Below are 17854 nucleotides of genomic sequence, written 5' to 3'. Positions count from 1 at the left end.
TAATAAAGGTATGTAAAATGAAAAAAGGGAGTAATAGATGATGCCTATTTGGAGCAAAAAAACAGTAATGATTGGACTAGCTTGTTTATCTTTAAGTGTATTTGCAGGGTGTGGAAATGAAAAAACAGACGAGGAAAAAATTGCTGATGCTATTCGTGAAGCAGCAGGCAACCAGATTGCGAGTAATAGTGATGCTACGACTCAAGCAGAACAACCTACTGTAGAATCAAAGCTGAGCGAAATTAGAAATTTTGTAACTTCAGACATTTGGAATGATGGATTTGTAAACATCAATTCGTATACTTACAATGGAACCAGTGCTACAGGGGATAAATTAGATATAGACTTTTTAGTAGATCGTTTAGGTACAGCAATGGATAAGAAAGCGGAATATAATACTTATATACAAGGATTGGACGATAGTAAATATGCTAATGTGAAAAAAGTATGGACTAAGCTTTCTAGTGAAATCGATGTACTTTACAAACAATTGCAAACAAATCCTCCTAAAGAGAATGATTCAGAATACAAGTTTGATACAGGATTGTTCCAACAGTATCAAGATGCTTTCGAAAAAGATGTAGACGATTTGAAAACGAACTAATTAATTTATGTTATCGTTTGAAAAACATAAAATAACCAAGTTCAATCGAACATGTAGAAGTGGAATAAGCACAATAGTGTGCGATTCCGCTTCTTTTTTAATCATTCGTTGGCTAACTATTCTGAGATGTATCCTATCTGTAGAAATGATAAGATATATGTAAAATACAGGTAGTACATATTGCCAGAAAAGAGGAACCTTGTTGGCTAATATTCTTCACACGATAAAATGGAATGAACAAGACAATAGTTTACATACGTTATTACAACCTGAATATGAGATAACGGAGCATCCGTTAGATCAAGGATTTGAAGCACAAGTGATCAAGTTGTCATATGCTGAAGGTGATTTGGTATTGAAAATATGGAATCAACAGGCGAAGCCGGATGTAGGAGCACAATATCAGTTATTACAGTTTCTTTTTGCCAAAGGGATCGCTGTCTCTAAGCCGATAGGTTGGGGGATGCTTGATGATCAAGATCCAGTATTGCTAACAGCATTTGACGGAACAGCCCTTACCAAAATGAACAAAAAGAAAATTGTACAGACAGCTATCTTGTTGTCTGCTATCCATCATGTTGAGATTACAGAAAGCGAATATGCTTTACTGCCAAAATACGATTTTGTAGATTACTTTTTTCCAGATGTAGCAATGTATACAGATATTAGCGATATTCTATATCAGGTTATGCCTATGATTACGCTAGAGCAGAGTTGTATTATTCATGGTGATTTTCATCTGGGAAATATTTTAAATAAGCAGGATCGATATACCGTTATTGATTGGACAAATGGACAATTAGGGGATGCCCGATATGATGCGGTCTGGTCGATCACTTTGCAGAAAATCTATATTTCAGAACGATATGCTCAAGTGTTTCGTGATGCTTATCTAGCAGAACATCCGATAGCTGAAAAAGAATTACAATTATTTGAAGCACTTGCCTGTCTGCGGTGGATATTACTTGCTCGTCAGGGCGGCATTACTGTACAGCCACAAGCGCAACAGAATATAAAGCAAGTGATCGCTCATAATCCACTTTTGGCAGGAAGGAATTGTGAAGTGTAAAATATTCAGCTACATATGTCGTAATACATAAATGTAAGATATTTTACTTTGCAAAAATATTTTTTATTGAACTTGGTCATGTTTATAGTGCCAAGCGCTTATGGAGAGTTATTATATAATGTTGGAGGAATGAAATGTGGAGTATAAATGGGAACGTTGTCCGAGATGTGGATCAGCAAAAGTCAGTACAGGATCAGGAAAATGGCCTGCTTTTTTATTATTTTTTATGAGTACCGTTATGTGCATAATTATAGCTAACGGAGTAGATAATCAGTTAATGGAACATCCTATAGCGTTCGGAATAATTATTTTAATAGGTCTATTCACATTGTTTGCATGTATCAAAATACTAAAGGGTGGCATGACTTCTAGGTGTGATACTTGTAATTACGCATGGGAACCTACAAAAATAGAAGACTAAAAATCAATTATTTAAAAACCAAACGAAATACACATAATATGATACAGTAGATATCTTCAAAGTAATTATTTTATCCAACACAAAGGGAGTACACATGAACAATTACAAATTAATCATCCAATACGATGGTGGGCGGTATAAAGGGTGGCAACGGCTTGGAGATAGCGACAATACAGTACAAGGTAAGATTGAAAAAGCGATCTCTGTACTGGTCGATCAACCGATCGAAATTATAGGTTCTAGCCGTACCGACGCAGGGGTACATGCGCTGTATCAAGTGGCTAATTTTAAAATTAAAGAAGACTTACCAGAGTCTAAAATATTTAACTTCCTGAATCATTATTTACCGCCTGATATCAGTATCACTGAAGTATCGAAAGTCGATGATCGGTTTCATGCACGATATCATGCGACTAACAAAACGTATATTTATAAAATATGGAACGAAGCATACAGCCATCCATTTATGCGCAAGTACAGTATGCATGTTGCCAAAAAGCTAGATATCGCCAAGATGAAAGAAGCTTGTGCTCACTTTTTGGGAGAACATGATTTTGCAGTTTATTCCAATGCTAAGTCGAAGAAAAAAGATACATTACGTACCATTTACACATTAGATGTCGAGGTAGTAGACGGATTTGTACAATTCCGTGTATCTGGAAATGGATTCTTGTACAATATGGTACGCAAAATGGTCGGTACACTGATCGAAGTAGGATTAGGAGAAAAGCAAGCCTCAGATATTCCTACGATTTTGCTATCCAAAGAAAAGCTACAAACTGGTGGTATGGCAGATGCAGAAGGGCTTTATTTAGAGCAGATTCAATTCAAGTCAGAATAGATAAATATTTAAAAACCACACCAAGTTTCTTTATATGACATTCCACCAAAATCGTATAAAACAATGCAGAAATAATATCATATAACAATAAGGAAGTAGACTTGAAAAGGTCTACTTTTTTAAATTATTTACTAAGTCTTTAAAAGTGATAATAGTAGTTGTATTTCATTACATATTCCCTTACAATTTGTTGAAGCAATTCTGTAATGCGTTAATGTATGTCACAGCGAATACATTTACAGCCATATTATAATCGTTGTACATAATGAACACAGTTGAAAGGGAGCGTTTTGTTTGGAAACGAAACAATTAACTAGAGGTCTCAAAACACGACATATTGAGCTGATTGCACTCGGAGGAACGATAGGTGTCGGTCTATTTATGGGATCAGCCAGTACGATTCAATGGGCAGGGCCTTCTGTGCTGTTGGCGTATTTGGTAGCAGGTGTAATTATGTTATTTGTGATGCGAATGATGGGCGAAATGTTAATCGTTGAACCAGTCACAGGTTCATTTGCTACATTTGCCCATAAGTATATTAGTCCGTTGGCTGGATTCTTGACAGCATGGAGTTACTGGTTTTTATGGGTAACGGTGGGGATGGCGGAAGTTACTGCTATAGGTATTTATGTAGGGTACTGGTTCCCGGAGATTCCACAGTGGATTCCAGCGTTAGCCGGTGTCGGCATTATAGCGGCAGCGAATCTAGCGGCGGTTAAATTTTATGGAGAATTTGAATTCTGGTTTGCGATGATTAAAGTGATCGCGATTAGTGCGATGCTGGTGATCGGCACAGGTATGATCTTTTTTGGACTTGGTAATGGTGGAGTGCCTATCGGCTTATCTAATCTGTATGTCCATGGTGGATTTTTCGCAGGCGGGTTAAAAGGATTCTTATTTGCATTATGTATTGTGACTGCGGCATATCAGGGCATCGAGATGATCGGGATTACCGCAGGAGAAGCCGAAAATCCTAAAGTGACGCTGAAAAAATCGATCAAAAATATCGTTTGGCGGATATTGATTTTTTATGTAGGTGCAATCTTTGTGATCGTGACGATCTATCCATGGAATGAAGTTGGTACAACAGGCAGCCCGTTTGTTTTAACATTTGCCAAAGTAGGGATTGTAGCAGCGGCAGGTATTATTAATTTTGTTGTTTTAACAGCAGCGATGTCTGGTTGTAATAGTGGTATTTATAGTGCAGGACGAATGTTGTATACACTGGCGCAAAACAAACAAGCACCACCGTTTTTTGCTAGAATTTCAAAAAGTGGTGTGCCTCGCAACAGTATTATGACGACGATTGCTTTATTGTTGGTCGGCGTACTATTTAATTACCTGTTTCCAGATTCCAAATTATTTTTGTACATTTACAGTGCCAGTATATTACCGGGGATGGTTCCATGGTTAGCGATGGCATTTAGCCAATTTAAGTTTCGCAAAAAATGGAAAAATGATATCCAAGAGCATCCATTTAAATCGTTATTTTTTCCAGTTAGTAATTATATCGTGATTATCTTTTTGTCACTGGTGCTGATCGGCATGTGGTTCAACCCGGATACACATAACTCATTAATTGTCGGAATTGTATTTATTGCGATTGTCATTGTTAGTTATTATGTATTTCGAATTGGGAAGAAATCGGATCAGAGAATAGATTAATTGGATATTACATTTCATACTATAATGCCTACAAAGATGCCATAATACGAAGCATATTCTTTTTTCTGACATGTTTAGAAAAAAAGGATATGCTTTTTGTTTGAAGACAAGCCATGACGGTTACATAGAAAAAGAGCTCATTAATTTCCAGAACGACGACTATAAACATCATCTACGAGGAGGAAATTCAATCATGGCTGACCAATATCTAAAGCAAGATCCAACAACTCAATATCCTAAGGCAAACGAAGACTGGCAACAAAAACAACCAGAACCCGGTTTGCAAACAGAGATGACTCCACGTCCCGATTCAGGAGAAACCAGTTACCGCGGAACAGGTCGCTTAACAGGACGCAAAGCACTCGTAACAGGAGCAGATAGTGGTATCGGACGCGCAGCAGCAATTGCTTTTGCTCGTGAAGGTGCAGACGTTGTAATTTCTTACTTACCTGAAGAAGAAGCCGACGCTCAAGAAGTAGTGAAATTGATCGAAGAAGCAGGTCAAAAAGCTTACGCGATGCCTGGCGATTTGAAAGATGAGAAGTACTGCGAACAATTGATCGAAGACTCTGTAGCTAAATTAGGCGGAATCGATATTCTAGCTAACGTAGCAGGTAAACAGCAGTTTGTTGAATCGATTGCTGATTTAACTACAGAACAATTTGATGCAACATTCAAAACAAATGTATACTCTCTATTCTGGTTATGCAAAGCAGCTATCAAGCATATGAAACCAGGTAGTTCAATTATTAATACATCATCTATCCAAGCGTACTCTCCTTCACCAGGGTTGCTCGATTATGCAACAACTAAAGGTTCGATCAACGTGTTCAGTAAAGCACTGGCACAACAAGTTGGTGAAAAAGGTATCCGTGTTAACGTTGTAGCGCCGGGTCCAGTATGGACACCTCTACAAGTAGCAGGCGGACAACCTACAGAAGCATTGAAAGAATTCGGTTCCAATACACCACTCGGACGTGCAGGACAGCCAGTAGAAATGGCTCCAGCTTACGTATTTTTAGCAAGCCAAGAGTCTAGCTATGTAAGTGGCGAGACGATCAATGCTAACGGTGGTATGGTTAGTCCATAACTTAATCGTATTGGCTTTATTTCTAAATACAATAATGATGTTAATAAAAGGAGGGGCATAACGCCTCTCTTTTTGGTTTCTTCATCTAAAATGATAATATAGTAAATAAAACAATATAGATGTATATGCGCTATAAAAATGATTCGAGAGCATAAGCGTATATCCTATGTCATAGAAAAGAGAATGTTATGAAAATACAATTTGATGAGCGAACAATCGAATTTAATGTGCAATATAGCAAGCGTACCAAGATCGCTATTCAGTTGGAGACGATAGGCTTAATTACAGTCAAAGCACCGAATGGAACACCTGAAGCAGACATTTTACGTGTAATGGAGCGCAATAAGCAATGGCTGTTGGATAATACCAGTAAGCTAGATCAAGCTAGAGCAAATGCTGTTCCTCAAGCAAAAGAATATGAAGAGCAAGGACAGTTTTTGTATTTAGGGAAAAAGTATTTTCTACATGAGCTTATTGAAGTAGGCGATGCGAACGAAGAAGAATTACGTCAAAGACTCAAAAAGTTTTACTTTACCAGCTGTAAAAAAATCGTATTAGAACGGATCGAAGGCTACCAGAAACAATTACGTGTGAAGCCAAAAAGTATTGAAATCGAAGAGTCTACAACCAAATGGGGCAGTTGTCATTCGAGCAAAAAAATCACGTTTAATTATCGTCTCGCTATGGCTCCTGTAGAAGTGATCGATTATGTGATTGTACATGAATTATGCCATCTTCTGCATATGAATCATGATCGTTCATTTTGGAGACGGTTAGGTAGTATTATGCCTGATTACAAACAAAAAGAAGAGTATCTTGCACGACATGGACGTCATATGACATTGTAATAATCAGGTACTAAAGGATAATATAACAAGTATATTCCCAACTAAAGGAGCTTACATATGAGTATATATTCGGAGCGATTAACAATAAAGCCACTTACTAAAGCACATGCAGAATCTTTACTCGCTTTAGAAGTGAAAAATAGAGAATTTTTCAAAGCATTTGCTGGCATACGTCATGAATTATTCTATACATACGAAGGTCAAGCAGAACGTGTACATCGTTTTTTGGAATCTACTGAACAAGATACCGGTTATTGTTTTCTTATTTTTCTAAAAAATACAGAGACAGTGATTGGTGAAGTGATTTTGTCTGAAGTGGTGCGTGGTAATTTGCAAAGTGGTTGGATCGGATACTTTTTGGATCAGGACTACAATGGTAAAGGATATATGAGTGAAGCTGTGCAAGCAGTAGTGAAGTATGCGGTTGAGGAACTAAAATTACATCGTATCGAAGCAGGAGTTATGCCACACAATATCGGTTCGACCAAAGTATTATTGAAATCAGGATTCACTCAAGAAGGCACTGCTCGTAAAAATGTAAAAATCAATGGAGTATGGCAAGATCATATCACTTTTGCTATTATCGAAGACGATTTGCAAACGCATTCTGATTAATAAGAAATGATATGAAAATACTTTATCAATGATAATCATATAGAATATGTTCCATTTTGGAGCGATCTGATCGGGTAAATTTCAATTGAGAATAGCAATAACTTAAATCATAAAACAGATATAACTAATCATTTACAAAATAACTTTATTAATTTCAATTAAACATCTAAAATGGATAAAATTAGTATATAATGAAGCGTGGATACTAATATGATGTTTGGGAGATGTTTAATTTGGACAAGCTGATGGAAACTTACATTGATCAGGTTTCTAATCAATTTCAAGAGTGCATTTACAAAGTATTGAAGCAACTACATCACTTGGTAGGGGTAGATATCGATATTTTGAAAGAACATAACTCTGAGGAATTATTAGCAGATATGTTTCGTAGAGGATATCATATCGAAACAGTAACCGATCATTGGAAAGATGAACATCAGACAGTATATTATCATTTGAAATGCAATGATGAAATCGTAGTATCAGGTCGTATTATCTGGCAAATCGAAGGCTATCATACACATTTTTTTGCTAATTTTGGGAAGCACATAGATGGTCAATGGAAAGACATAAGTGAATTACATCTTCAACCATTATTGTAAATCAAAAGACAAGCTGATGGGCATAAGCTCCATAGCTTGTCTTTTTTATTGGATATAGATCTTATTCTAAAATGGTAGCTCAATTAAGAAGTTTTACCAACTACGTTTGATCCGCTCTTCGTGATTTTGTAATTCAAGATATCGCCATTCCAGAAGTGGAATTTGAGCAATACTTCACCATCGTTTGTTTCTTTGAAAAAGTCTGGTGTTAATTTGATAACATTTGCACTGTAATCCGGGCTAAATGCAGTCGCAAATTCTTTGAAAGGAGTCCAGTTTTGCGGCCCTGCATTACCACCATTAGTATACGTCGCTTCCATTGTTGCTAATTGGTTACCATTAAAGGTAGTCGGAATAGCGAATGAACTGGTTGTGCCTGTTGTAGCACTTAATGTAGGTGTATTATACAAGATTACATTAAAGTTCCAGTTGGCTCCTTTGCTAAATTTAGCTGTTAGTGTAGCATTCACACCTAATTTACCAGAGGAAAGCAATTTCGTTAAAAGACTGGATTTGATAACAAGTGTATCTCCACTGATCGTATAATCTGTTCCTTTGACCAGCGTTGTACTGCCGTTAGAAAGAGAACTAAATGTATTCCCATTTAGATTCAATTTGACTGTTTTGTCCTGAATCGTTGCTCCTTTTTTGAAATACAATAGGTCTGTTTCTGCGTTGGAAGAACGTCCTGTCCAGCCTGCTTTCATCACATTGTATAATTCAGGATCAGACCATTTGTAGGTAGTACGGCTAAAGTGCTGACCGTTGTCCCATAACATCGTAGTCATATTTTTTTGACGTACATAGTTAGAAAAGAATTCGAAAAATTTCAGCTTTTCACCTTGTTCGATTACGCCTGTATTTTTATCAAATCCCAATAATCCAAATTCACCGATAACGACTGGAATCCCTTTAGCTACAAATGAATTGTAGACACGGTCAAATGTATCTGTGATATCTTTTTGCGTATCGGCTTCAAATTTGGTATAGCCTGCAATATTTACACTGAACGGCCAGAAGCCATAGTAGTGAACCGTAGCAATAATATTAGGATCGTTTAATTTGGCAATCGTCTGAGATAGAGCATCCAAATCTGCTTGTGTAGAAGAAGTTGCTAATGTAGGAAGAACGATAGCGCGGGTAGCATTGTTACCACCAGATGCTCTTACAATTTTGTGAAAAGACGTATTCAGTTCATCTAGCAATTTGTAAGCTGTTGCCGGATCTGTAGTTCCACCTTCGGTAAAGCGAGGTTCATTAATACTTTCGAACATCAGCTTACTAGAAGATCCTTTGAAGCGATCTGCGATCTGTGTCCAGACTGCATTATAACGAGCCAGTACAGGATCATGATTTTGACCCATATAGCTTGTCCATAACCATGAATCATGATGGATATTGATCATTACATACAGATTAGCATCCAGCGCCCAATTGACCACTTCTTGTACACGATTCATATAAGCGGCATCAATCGTATAGTTTGGAGCACTGCCTGTATGTTGATCCCAGGTTACAGGAATACGAATACTTTTGTATCCTTGATTAGCAATTTGTTGAATCAATTCTTTGGTCACACGAGGATTGCCCCATGAAGTCTCATCTGCACCTGTCGCATCAAGTGAATTACCCAGGTTCCAACCCGGTTGCATTGCACTAACATAAGATTGAATCCCTGTTGCGGCTGTGGTAGAAAGGGAACGTTCTTTATCTGAAGCTGCTGAAGCCATCGAAGAGGAAAATAAAGAAAGTAGTAGAGCCGCAATCACAGTCAATGAAAGATATGATTTGGATTTACGTTTCATTAATAAAGTCTCCTTTGTGAAAGTTATGGACAATCTGTAAACGTAATGAGCTGTACATCTTGAAAACAACATGTGTTTCCTTTGACAAACAGTCGTTGCACTGACAGGTTACATATATATGAGAATATTGTAAGCGTGACCACCTCCTGATAAATAAGTAATGAAAGCGTTTTCTAAAATGTAATATAGCACTGATTATCCAAAGTAAATACCATAAAAATTGGTAATAAATTCATACAAAAATTAGTGATTTTACCTATTTTAGAGATAAAAATAAAGCCAGAAAATACAAATATTATCCTGTACATAATGTAAATATAAAGATAAGGAAAGAAATATGAAGATATGGAGCACCAGACTATTGACATGTGACACTGTGTCACATTATAATTGTCTATGTAATTTTTTACACTTGAAATAACAGTATATGATACAAAATGCTTAATTTGGAGTGAATCCATGCCTACTCAGACTTTTTTTAATTTGCCTAAGGAAAAACGCAAAGGGTTAATCGATGCGGCTTTCAAAGAATTTTCGCGAGCCTCTCTGGCAGATGCTTCGATTTCGAACATTATCAAAGAAGCTTGTATTCCTAGAGGAAGTTTTTATCAGTATTTTGACGATAAAGCTGATATTTTCTTTTATATTTTAGAAGAGTATAACAAGCATAATCGTGAGAAAGTGCTGTTGCTTCTCAAAGAAAATGATGGGGATATTTTTATAGCTTTTAATGAATTTTTCAAAATGATGTTAGAACGATTTCAGCATCATGAATATCGCTATTTTGCTCAAAATATCTTTTTGAATATGAGTTACAAAGTAGAGCATCGCTTAGCACTGAATGTGAATAATCCAGAGGCAAAAGAACGTACCGATGAATTTATCCGCTCGATCAATCGTAGTCGTCTGAATGTAGCTGATGAGAAAGAAGTTCTTCATTTAACTAAAATTATTGTAGCGATCACGATTCAGAATTTTATTCGTTTTTTTGCGAGAGAAGTTCCGATAGACGATATTATTGAACATTACGAGTTGGAATTGGATTTGTTGAAGCGAGGATTAAGTAGAAATGTATAAGGAATTTGGGTGACTTTTGGAGATAAACATCATCTAATTCCTTGTCTTTGTGTGTTTGCATACTGGACACATGATTATAGCCATATTGACGTTCATAACAGGTATGTTAAACAGTGCTTGTTGTAACAATAAAAAAAGTTGAACTACAGGGGTGGAGTAAGTGAGAAGGAAGATCGTATTGTCAATTCTCATCGTGTTACTAGTTATTAGCGGTGGCACGTTAGGTTATTATTACTGGTATCAAGGTACTCATTTTGTCAAAACAGAAGATGCCCGCATTTCAGCAACCCAATATAAAGTGATGCCACAGATTACAGCAGAGCTTAATCATATTGATGTTGAAGAAGGCGATGTATTAAAACGCAACGAACCGATTGCTGAACAAGATGTATCCGGTCTAGATTCAAGTATGATTAGCAAGTCTGTTCTACGTTCACCGATAGATGGAACAGTCTTAAAAGTGTATTCCAAAGAACATGAGATCGGTACACCAAGTTCTCCTGTAGCGATTGTAGCGGATATGAATGATCTATATGTCTCTACGAATATCGAAGAAACAGATATCAATCGCGTCAAAGCAGGTCAAGTGGTCGATGTATCGTTAGATGCAGATGGAGATTACACAATTCAAGGTAAAATCCGCAAAATTGGTGAAGCGTCTAACTCGGTTTTTGCTACTATTGCAGCTACCAATACAAGTGGTAACTTTAACAAAGTCACACAGCGTATTCCTGTTGAAATTGCGCTCAATGTACCTAAAGACCTCAAATTGATTCCTGGAACAAATGTGGTTGTGAAAATTCATACATCGTAAGGAGAGGTTTATGTGGCTGACACAGTCGTTGCCGCCGCTCCTCCCGCAGATTCGCCTAGAGAACGCTGGCTTGCTTTTATAGCGATTATATTAGGAGCCTTTGTCGCTATTTTGAATAACAGTCTAATCAATGTAGCGATTCCGCAGTTGACCACCGATTTGGGATCAACAACGTCACGAATTCAATGGGTGATTACCGGCTATACTCTCGCATCAGGAATAATCGTTCCGATTACGGGATTTATGGAGCAGCGTATTGGTTATAAGAAATTTTTGATCGCTGCACTGAGTGTATTTACACTGGGAACAGCATTTTGTATTTTTGCTTGGAGTGACTCGTCTTTAATCGCTGCACGTATTCTGGCAGGATTAGGTGGCGGTGTAATTATGCCGCTTAGTATGACGATTGTATATAAAATTATGCCGCGTGAACAAATTGGGATGGCACTTGGGATCTGGGGTGTAGCAGCAATGGCTGCCCCTGCTATCGGGCCAACACTCAGTGGATACTTGATCGAATGGTTTAACTGGCGGTTTTTGTTTATCGTCTGTATCCCTGTTGCACTGTTCGCGATCTTGATGGTTATTGTGTTAATCAAAGAACCACCAAAAGGCGCTATCGTCAAATTTGACTTAGCCGGCTTTTTATTAGCGGCTACCTGTGCAGGAACATTATTATATGCACTATCCAGTGGTTCAAGCGATGGTTGGAGTTCTTTCAAAATTGTCGGATTATTTTTTGTAGCTTTCTGGTCACTGGTATTTTTGATTTTTGTCGAAAGTGGCAAAGACAACCCAGTTATCGATATTTCTTTATTTAAAAATTATAAATTTACGATCAGTGTTATTACTTCGAGTTTTGTTATGATGGGGCTATACGGAGGAACCTTTTTATCTCCATTATTTTTGCAAAATATTCAATCGGTCTCTCCTGTACACACCGGTATTATCTTGTTGCCACAGGCGATTGCGATGGCGGTAATGATGCCGATTGCTGGTAAATTATTTGATAAAATCGGGATTGTACCGATTGCGTTATTCGGCTTAACGTTAACGAGCTTTATGACCTATCATCTACACACACTGACTCCAGATACTTCACATCTATGGCTACAAGTCGTATTGATGTTCCGCGGTATGGGAATCGGAATCTGTATGATGCCATTATCTACAGTAGGGATGAACGCTGTGGCACCGGAAAAAGTCGGTAAAGCTTCTACAGCATCGAATCTAGTACGTACGATAGCAGGGTCAATGGCGATTGCTATTCTGACATTCTTAATGCAAAGTCGTACAGCACTACATTCACAACAAATATCAGAATCGATCACACTGGATGGAGCACAAACGCTTCAAGCCACACTGGGAAGCTCTTGGGCAAGTATTACTTCAGGGTTGATTACGCTTGATGCTTATTCCAGAGGAATCGCCGATACGTTCTTAGTATCTTCTATTCCGCTATTCTGTTCGATTCCATTTATTTTTTTGTTTATTAGTCGACGTAAAGGTGTCAAAGTAATCAAAGAATAATCGTATATCGATATGCTTTCAGATACGAAAGCTTTTCATCCAATATAGATAGAAAGAAAGGGAACACGAATGAAAAGAACAAAGTGGGAATTACCATTAGCAGCGTTGCTGGTTGGAACGGTTGTGTTATCCGGCTGTTCTTCCAATAGTGCAGCGGCAACAACACAGGCAATGAATGTGACTGTCAAAGTCAGTCAGGCACAAAAAGGATTGATCGGCAAAGGTGAAATCTATACAGGTACAGTAACCCCTTCAGAAACGGTTAATATTGTGCCAAAAATGGGCGGTAAAGTTGTATCATTACCTGTAGATATCGGAACAGAAGTGAAAAAAGGACAAGTGCTTCTCAAACTCGAAGACAATGATCTTCGCAACAATTTGGCAAAAGCACAAGCAGATGTAGCAGCGGCAGGAGCAGCAGTCAAAACCGCTCAGGATTCACAACAATCCGGTATGGTATCTGCAAATTCTGGAGTGGTAAGTTCCAAAAATGGGATTATTTCTTCTAAAAGTGCAATCGATCAAGCAACAGGTTCGATCAACCAAGCGAACGGATCGATTAATCAAGCGACAACAGCGGTAGAACAAGCCAAAACAGCCGTTTCTAGTGCGGCTAATAATATTAAGCAAACGACAGAAACATTGTCTGCTGCGCAAAAAACATTAACACGTACGCAATCATTATTTCAAAATGGTCTAGCAACACAAGCGCAATTAGAACAAGCACAGACCGCTCAAGCAACAGCGCAAACAGCGAATGATAATGCTAAAAATGCACAGGTCAATGCACAAGAACAGTTAAATGCAGCGCAAAAAGCATTGGTTATTGCAAAGAAAAATTTGAGTACAGCTCAAAGTGCTTATGAAAATGCAACCAGCAGTTATGAGAATGCTAACAGCGGTTATAGCAATGCACAGAAACAACTGGAAGTATCTCAAAGTACATCAGGTATTGAAGCCAGTCAGCAAAAGCAAAAACAAGCTGAACTGAATGTAAATATTGCTCAAGATGCTTTAGATGATGCAGTTGTTACTTCTCCAATTAACGGTATTATCGGTACTAAAAATGCAGAAGTCGGTGAGATGGCATCTACATCTTCACCAGCACTTGTTATTGCTAATCTAAGTACAGTTAATACACTGATCTATGTTCCAGCAGATCAAATCAACAATGTTAAAATTGGTGATCCTGTACAGGTGCGAGTCACTTCATCCAATATTCTCAAAACAGGCAAAGTGAAAAATATTAGCCCGATGGATGAGAGTGGTAAAGGGTATCCGGTAAAAGTTGCTGTCTCTAATGCAGACAATAAGCTCAAATCAGGAATGTTAGCAGATATTAGCTTTGTAGATGCTAGTGCCAAAGAAGGAATTATTGTTCCTTCCAAAGCGATCCAAACGATCGACGGTAAATCGTACGTCTATGTTGTACAAAAAAATGTAGCGATCCGTAAACAGGTTACTTTAGGCAAAGCAACCGGATCACAAGTATTTATTAACAGTGGAATTAACGATGGAGATACTATCGTAACCAATAATCTGGCTTTGTTAGACGATAAAAGTCCAATTACAGTTTCTCAATAAGTAGATTACAGAGTTGTACATGGATCTTAAGAAAGTAGTACAATAGCGCTTTAAGCAGGTATTATTCTGTTTGAAGTGCTATTTTTTATAGGTAATAGATAATGAATACATAAAGTCTACCTGATTAACTTCAAATAAAGGAGGCGCGCTATGATAGATATACAAACGTACCAGCCAGAGTGGGCAGAACAATTTGAACAGATTAAATGTATTTTAGCAAAGCAACTGACAGGATATTGTATAGGTATTGAACATGTAGGGAGTACTTCAGTGGTAGGACAAAGTGCTAAGCCGATTCTAGATATCGACATCATTATCCCCAGTAGACAGCAATTATCCAGTGTTATTACAGCTTTACATACTCTCGGTTACAATTATCGAGGAGACTTGGATGTCGAGGGAAGAGAAGCTTTTGGACGAATAGATGATTATGTGCCCTGGAATTCAGATCAGCGAGTCTGGATGAAACAGCATGTGTATGTATGTGCTCAAGATAATCAAGAATTACATAGACACCTTACTTTTCGCAATTATCTTCGTCAACATCCTGAGGAAGTCATCGCTTATGGACAACTGAAGCAACAGCTTATTAAGCAGACAGAAGATCGGGAACAATATACATTACTCAAGACTGATTTTGTAGAAAATATTTTAGCTAAAGCAAATGTAACCTAATCTTTTATAGCAGGAGGAGACAATAATGTGGGGCAGAAAAAAGAACAAACAATCACTTCATAAACCTTTATCAGAGCAACAATTATGGGAACGGTATTTTTTTGAACGTCATTCATTGGATACATTATTAGAATGGTCTAAGCGATTGAAATATTTTCGATATTGTCGAGCTTATGGAGGACATGTAGGAGATGGCGATTCTCTTTTAATTGCGATTCGGATTCAGTCAGAACAAGAACTACATGAAGTGTTTGAACAGTTAGATATACCGATTGTATTAGCATCTGATTCCTCTACATCTACTACAGCAAATTGGAAATATCCACAAATAGAACATCCCAAACATGTGATGATTGCAGGAGTAAAAGCTTTTATATGGATGTATCCTGATCGTATGAAGCTCAGTATCACGAATCTAGAACATCCGGTAGAAGTAACAGCAACCAGCGTAGTTGCCGCAGAACAATTAGAACCTTTTTTAGCACCATTAGCTTATCGAATGATTGATCCGCCGCAAGATGATCGGTATTGCTTTAGAGCAGAAGATTGGCAATAAAGAAACTACAAAAAGAGTATCTACAGCTAGATGCTGAATAGATACTCTTTTTGGTGATGCTGAATATGTTAGTTATACATCAAGTTTCTTGGTATTACGGGATAGTATAAAACATAAGAATAATACTATCGCTGCCGCCATATAAGGGAAACCGATATTAATATCGAATAATAATCCAGCTACAATCGGACCTGCAATATTTCCGAGACTGCTATAAGCAGAGTTCAGACCAGCGACATAACCTTGTTGATTGTGAGCAATTTTTGATAACTGTGTACTAATGGCAGGCCGCAAAATATCGATCGATAAGAATACGATAAAAGTAACCACTAATATCATCCAGTATTGATTGACGAATAACGTTAACAGTACAAATACTGATGCGAACACAAGACACCATGAGATCACTTTTTTCTCACCAAATGTATTCACGATCCAGCCAAATGCACTGACCTGTACAACAGCACCAGCAATCGAACCGAAGGTGATAATAAAGGCAATATCTTTCGGTGTAAATCCGAACTTGTGATCGACAAACAATCCGAATACAGTCTCATAATTGGCTAAGCCGAAAGACATTACAAATACAATCACCAGACTAAGAAAATACGATTCACGATACGAATGAATCAATTGTAAAAACATATTGGGTTGCTTGGTTAGAGATGCTTCAGCGATTGTCGCTTTACGTTTCTCGGCTGTTAATGATTCAGGCAACACTAACAATGTAATAATAGCCGCTATAGCCGCAGCAATTCCTGCTGCATAGAAAGGAACACGAATACCAAATTCAGCAATATAGCCACCAATCCCCGGCCCTATAATAAATCCAGTCGTAATCGCGGCATTAATATAACCCATCCCTTTACCACGTTCTTCATCTGATGTGATATCAGCGGTATAAGCCATTACAGCAGGCATAATAAAGGCTGCACCGATACCGCCTAACATACGAGCAGCGAACAATAGTGTAGGATCATTTGCAATCCCGAATAACCATTCAGACACTGCGAAAATAATCATCCCGGAGACGATCATTTTTTTACGTCCCCATGTATCAGATAATCGTCCGGCAATCGGAGAACAGATCAACTGACTAAGTGAAAAGGCAGCAACTAGTAATCCAACCATACTACCGTTAATATGAAGTTCATTCATATAGGTAGGCATAATAGGAATAACTAACCCTACACCTGTAAAAATAAGAAAAATATTAATCATCAGAAGTAATATAGCACCTCTGTTACGAAGTAATAACAACATGAGTAAATCCTCCATCTATTCTTTTGATCATTTTTAAATACTGAACGTTCGGTCTGTAATATGACATTAATAGAATATGTTACTGCTTATCATCTTATTGATAAAGCAGATCACACTATTCTATCTATAGTAGTATGGTTGTAAAACGCTAAGAAGGAGCAGGATGTGCAATCCCATACAGCAACACCTGTACAGCTAATTCATATACACTCAATGCTTCTTCGATACTGGATTGACGGGACATTTGGCTAAGTCCAATAATCAGACTTTCCATAATAATCGCTAACTTGGAAGCATCATTGGCTTTGAACTCACCTTTGTCGATTCCTTGTTGGATCAATTGCTGATTAAAGCTTAAATGAGAATCCATCATTGTAGAGACTCGTTCTTCGACATCATTATCTTTCTCATCGCTGTTAAAAAATTCATCGGCTGCTTTGGTAAGTGGATGACTCAGATCTTCACGTACCAGATGCTCGGCAAGCCCGTATAATTTTTCGACTGTAGTTGGAAAAAGATGTTCCTTTTCTAACCATTTCTCTTCCCAATCTCGATTCCATTCATCTAACAAATAAAGAAAAAGACCTTCTTTGCTTTTAAAATGGTAATAGATATTTCCTTTACTGCTACCAGTCGCTGCCACAATATCTTCAATCGATGTCGCTTTAAACCCTTTTTGCACAAATAGGGCGCGAGCCGCATCCACCATTCTTTTTTTCGTCTGTTCGGTTTGCAATTGCTTTTTATTCACGAGTTTTCACTCCGATTCTTGAGGTGTTCTGAATCATACAGTAT

General features: G+C 37.7%; 17 protein-coding genes. 14 read left to right on the top strand and 3 right to left on the bottom strand.

Annotated elements, in window-relative coordinates; all coding sequences use genetic code 11:
- Positions 1 to 40: 40 nt before the first annotated feature.
- The 8 genes from PQ460_RS19950 (at position 41) to PQ460_RS19915 (ending at position 7755) form a co-directional block, all read left to right on the top strand.
- Positions 41 to 604, top strand: a complete 564-nt coding sequence (locus PQ460_RS19950; RefSeq protein WP_274170918.1) for a hypothetical protein — start codon at positions 41 to 43, stop codon at positions 602 to 604.
- Between the two features lie 202 nt (positions 605 to 806).
- Positions 807 to 1673, top strand: a complete 867-nt coding sequence (locus PQ460_RS19945; RefSeq protein ID WP_274170917.1) for an aminoglycoside phosphotransferase family protein — start codon at positions 807 to 809, stop codon at positions 1671 to 1673.
- 515 nt (positions 1674 to 2188) lie between these two features.
- Positions 2189 to 2935 carry a tRNA pseudouridine(38-40) synthase TruA gene (truA, locus tag PQ460_RS19940; protein ID WP_274170916.1) on the top strand — a complete coding sequence of 249 codons (747 nt, stop codon included), beginning with the start codon at positions 2189 to 2191 and terminating at the stop codon, positions 2933 to 2935.
- 294 nt (positions 2936 to 3229) lie between these two features.
- The gene (locus PQ460_RS19935) at positions 3230 to 4600 is read left to right on the top strand and encodes an amino acid permease (RefSeq protein WP_274170915.1); all 1371 of its coding nucleotides are present in this window, start codon (positions 3230 to 3232) and stop codon (positions 4598 to 4600) included.
- A gap of 193 nt (positions 4601 to 4793) precedes the next feature.
- Positions 4794 to 5690 carry an SDR family oxidoreductase gene (locus PQ460_RS19930; RefSeq protein ID WP_273614938.1) on the top strand — a complete coding sequence of 299 codons (897 nt, stop codon included), beginning with the start codon at positions 4794 to 4796 and terminating at the stop codon, positions 5688 to 5690.
- Between the two features lie 188 nt (positions 5691 to 5878).
- A complete protein-coding gene (locus PQ460_RS19925; RefSeq protein ID WP_274170914.1) occupies positions 5879 to 6538 on the top strand; it encodes a M48 family metallopeptidase in 660 nt (219 codons plus the stop codon).
- Positions 6539 to 6595: 57 nt separating this feature from the next.
- On the top strand, positions 6596 to 7153 hold the full coding sequence (locus PQ460_RS19920; RefSeq protein WP_274170913.1) for a GNAT family N-acetyltransferase: 558 nt from the start codon (positions 6596 to 6598) through the stop codon (positions 7151 to 7153).
- A 245-nt stretch (positions 7154 to 7398) separates the two neighbouring features.
- Positions 7399 to 7755, top strand: a complete 357-nt coding sequence (locus tag PQ460_RS19915) for an MAGE domain-containing protein (protein ID WP_274170912.1) — start codon at positions 7399 to 7401, stop codon at positions 7753 to 7755.
- Between the two features lie 83 nt (positions 7756 to 7838).
- Here PQ460_RS19915 and PQ460_RS19910 read toward each other — a convergent pair whose 3' ends face one another.
- A complete protein-coding gene (locus tag PQ460_RS19910; RefSeq protein WP_274170911.1) occupies positions 7839 to 9560 on the bottom strand; it encodes a cellulase family glycosylhydrolase in 1722 nt (573 codons plus the stop codon).
- A gap of 459 nt (positions 9561 to 10019) precedes the next feature.
- Between PQ460_RS19910 and PQ460_RS19905 the strand changes: the two genes are divergently transcribed.
- The 6 genes from PQ460_RS19905 (at position 10020) to PQ460_RS19880 (ending at position 15796) form a co-directional block, all read left to right on the top strand.
- Positions 10020 to 10637 (top strand): TetR/AcrR family transcriptional regulator, encoded by a 618-nt coding sequence (locus tag PQ460_RS19905; RefSeq protein WP_273614943.1) that lies wholly within the window; start codon positions 10020 to 10022, stop codon positions 10635 to 10637.
- A gap of 160 nt (positions 10638 to 10797) precedes the next feature.
- Entirely contained in the window at positions 10798 to 11451 is a 654-nt protein-coding gene (locus PQ460_RS19900) for an HlyD family secretion protein (protein ID WP_273614944.1), read from the top strand.
- Between the two features lie 12 nt (positions 11452 to 11463).
- Positions 11464 to 12981 (top strand): DHA2 family efflux MFS transporter permease subunit, encoded by a 1518-nt coding sequence (locus PQ460_RS19895; protein WP_274170910.1) that lies wholly within the window; start codon positions 11464 to 11466, stop codon positions 12979 to 12981.
- A gap of 69 nt (positions 12982 to 13050) precedes the next feature.
- Positions 13051 to 14565 (top strand): efflux RND transporter periplasmic adaptor subunit, encoded by a 1515-nt coding sequence (locus PQ460_RS19890; RefSeq protein ID WP_273614946.1) that lies wholly within the window; start codon positions 13051 to 13053, stop codon positions 14563 to 14565.
- A gap of 150 nt (positions 14566 to 14715) precedes the next feature.
- Positions 14716 to 15240, top strand: a complete 525-nt coding sequence (locus tag PQ460_RS19885) for a GrpB family protein (protein ID WP_274170909.1) — start codon at positions 14716 to 14718, stop codon at positions 15238 to 15240.
- Positions 15241 to 15265: 25 nt separating this feature from the next.
- Positions 15266 to 15796 carry a hypothetical protein gene (locus tag PQ460_RS19880; RefSeq protein ID WP_274170908.1) on the top strand — a complete coding sequence of 177 codons (531 nt, stop codon included), beginning with the start codon at positions 15266 to 15268 and terminating at the stop codon, positions 15794 to 15796.
- 72 nt (positions 15797 to 15868) lie between these two features.
- On the opposite strand, the gene PQ460_RS19875 is transcribed toward PQ460_RS19880, so the two are convergent.
- On the bottom strand, positions 15869 to 17059 hold the full coding sequence (locus PQ460_RS19875) for an MFS transporter (RefSeq protein ID WP_273614949.1): 1191 nt from the start codon (positions 17057 to 17059) through the stop codon (positions 15869 to 15871).
- Between the two features lie 148 nt (positions 17060 to 17207).
- Positions 17208 to 17810, bottom strand: a complete 603-nt coding sequence (locus PQ460_RS19870) for a TetR/AcrR family transcriptional regulator (RefSeq protein ID WP_274170907.1) — start codon at positions 17808 to 17810, stop codon at positions 17208 to 17210.
- Positions 17811 to 17854: the final 44 nt, after the last annotated feature.

It is taken from the genome of Paenibacillus sp. KACC 21273 (assembly GCF_028736095.1).
GTDB classification, from domain to species: Bacteria; Bacillota; Bacilli; order Paenibacillales; family Paenibacillaceae; genus Saccharibacillus; species Saccharibacillus kyungheensis.
The sequence above is the reverse complement of the archived record's forward strand: the minus strand, read 5'-3'. Positions and strand labels throughout refer to the sequence as shown.

What these genes read in the sequence shown, in the direction of transcription:
- PQ460_RS19930 (WP_273614938.1), top strand. Translation starts at nt 4,794, where the DNA reads ATGGCTGACCAATATCTAAAGCAAGATCCAACAACTCAATATCCTAAG.
- PQ460_RS19925 (WP_274170914.1), top strand. Translation starts at nt 5,879, where the DNA reads ATGAAAATACAATTTGATGAGCGAACAATCGAATTTAATGTGCAATAT.
- truA (WP_274170916.1), top strand. Translation starts at nt 2,189, where the DNA reads ATGAACAATTACAAATTAATCATCCAATACGATGGTGGGCGGTATAAA.
- PQ460_RS19875 (WP_273614949.1), bottom strand. Translation starts at nt 17,059, where the DNA reads ATGTTGTTATTACTTCGTAACAGAGGTGCTATATTACTTCTGATGATT.
- PQ460_RS19905 (WP_273614943.1), top strand. Translation starts at nt 10,020, where the DNA reads ATGCCTACTCAGACTTTTTTTAATTTGCCTAAGGAAAAACGCAAAGGG.
- PQ460_RS19885 (WP_274170909.1), top strand. Translation starts at nt 14,716, where the DNA reads ATGATAGATATACAAACGTACCAGCCAGAGTGGGCAGAACAATTTGAA.
- PQ460_RS19915 (WP_274170912.1), top strand. Translation starts at nt 7,399, where the DNA reads ATGGAAACTTACATTGATCAGGTTTCTAATCAATTTCAAGAGTGCATT.
- PQ460_RS19880 (WP_274170908.1), top strand. Translation starts at nt 15,266, where the DNA reads ATGTGGGGCAGAAAAAAGAACAAACAATCACTTCATAAACCTTTATCA.
- PQ460_RS19950 (WP_274170918.1), top strand. Translation starts at nt 41, where the DNA reads ATGCCTATTTGGAGCAAAAAAACAGTAATGATTGGACTAGCTTGTTTA.
- PQ460_RS19920 (WP_274170913.1), top strand. Translation starts at nt 6,596, where the DNA reads ATGAGTATATATTCGGAGCGATTAACAATAAAGCCACTTACTAAAGCA.
- PQ460_RS19890 (WP_273614946.1), top strand. Translation starts at nt 13,051, where the DNA reads ATGAAAAGAACAAAGTGGGAATTACCATTAGCAGCGTTGCTGGTTGGA.
- PQ460_RS19910 (WP_274170911.1), bottom strand. Translation starts at nt 9,560, where the DNA reads ATGAAACGTAAATCCAAATCATATCTTTCATTGACTGTGATTGCGGCT.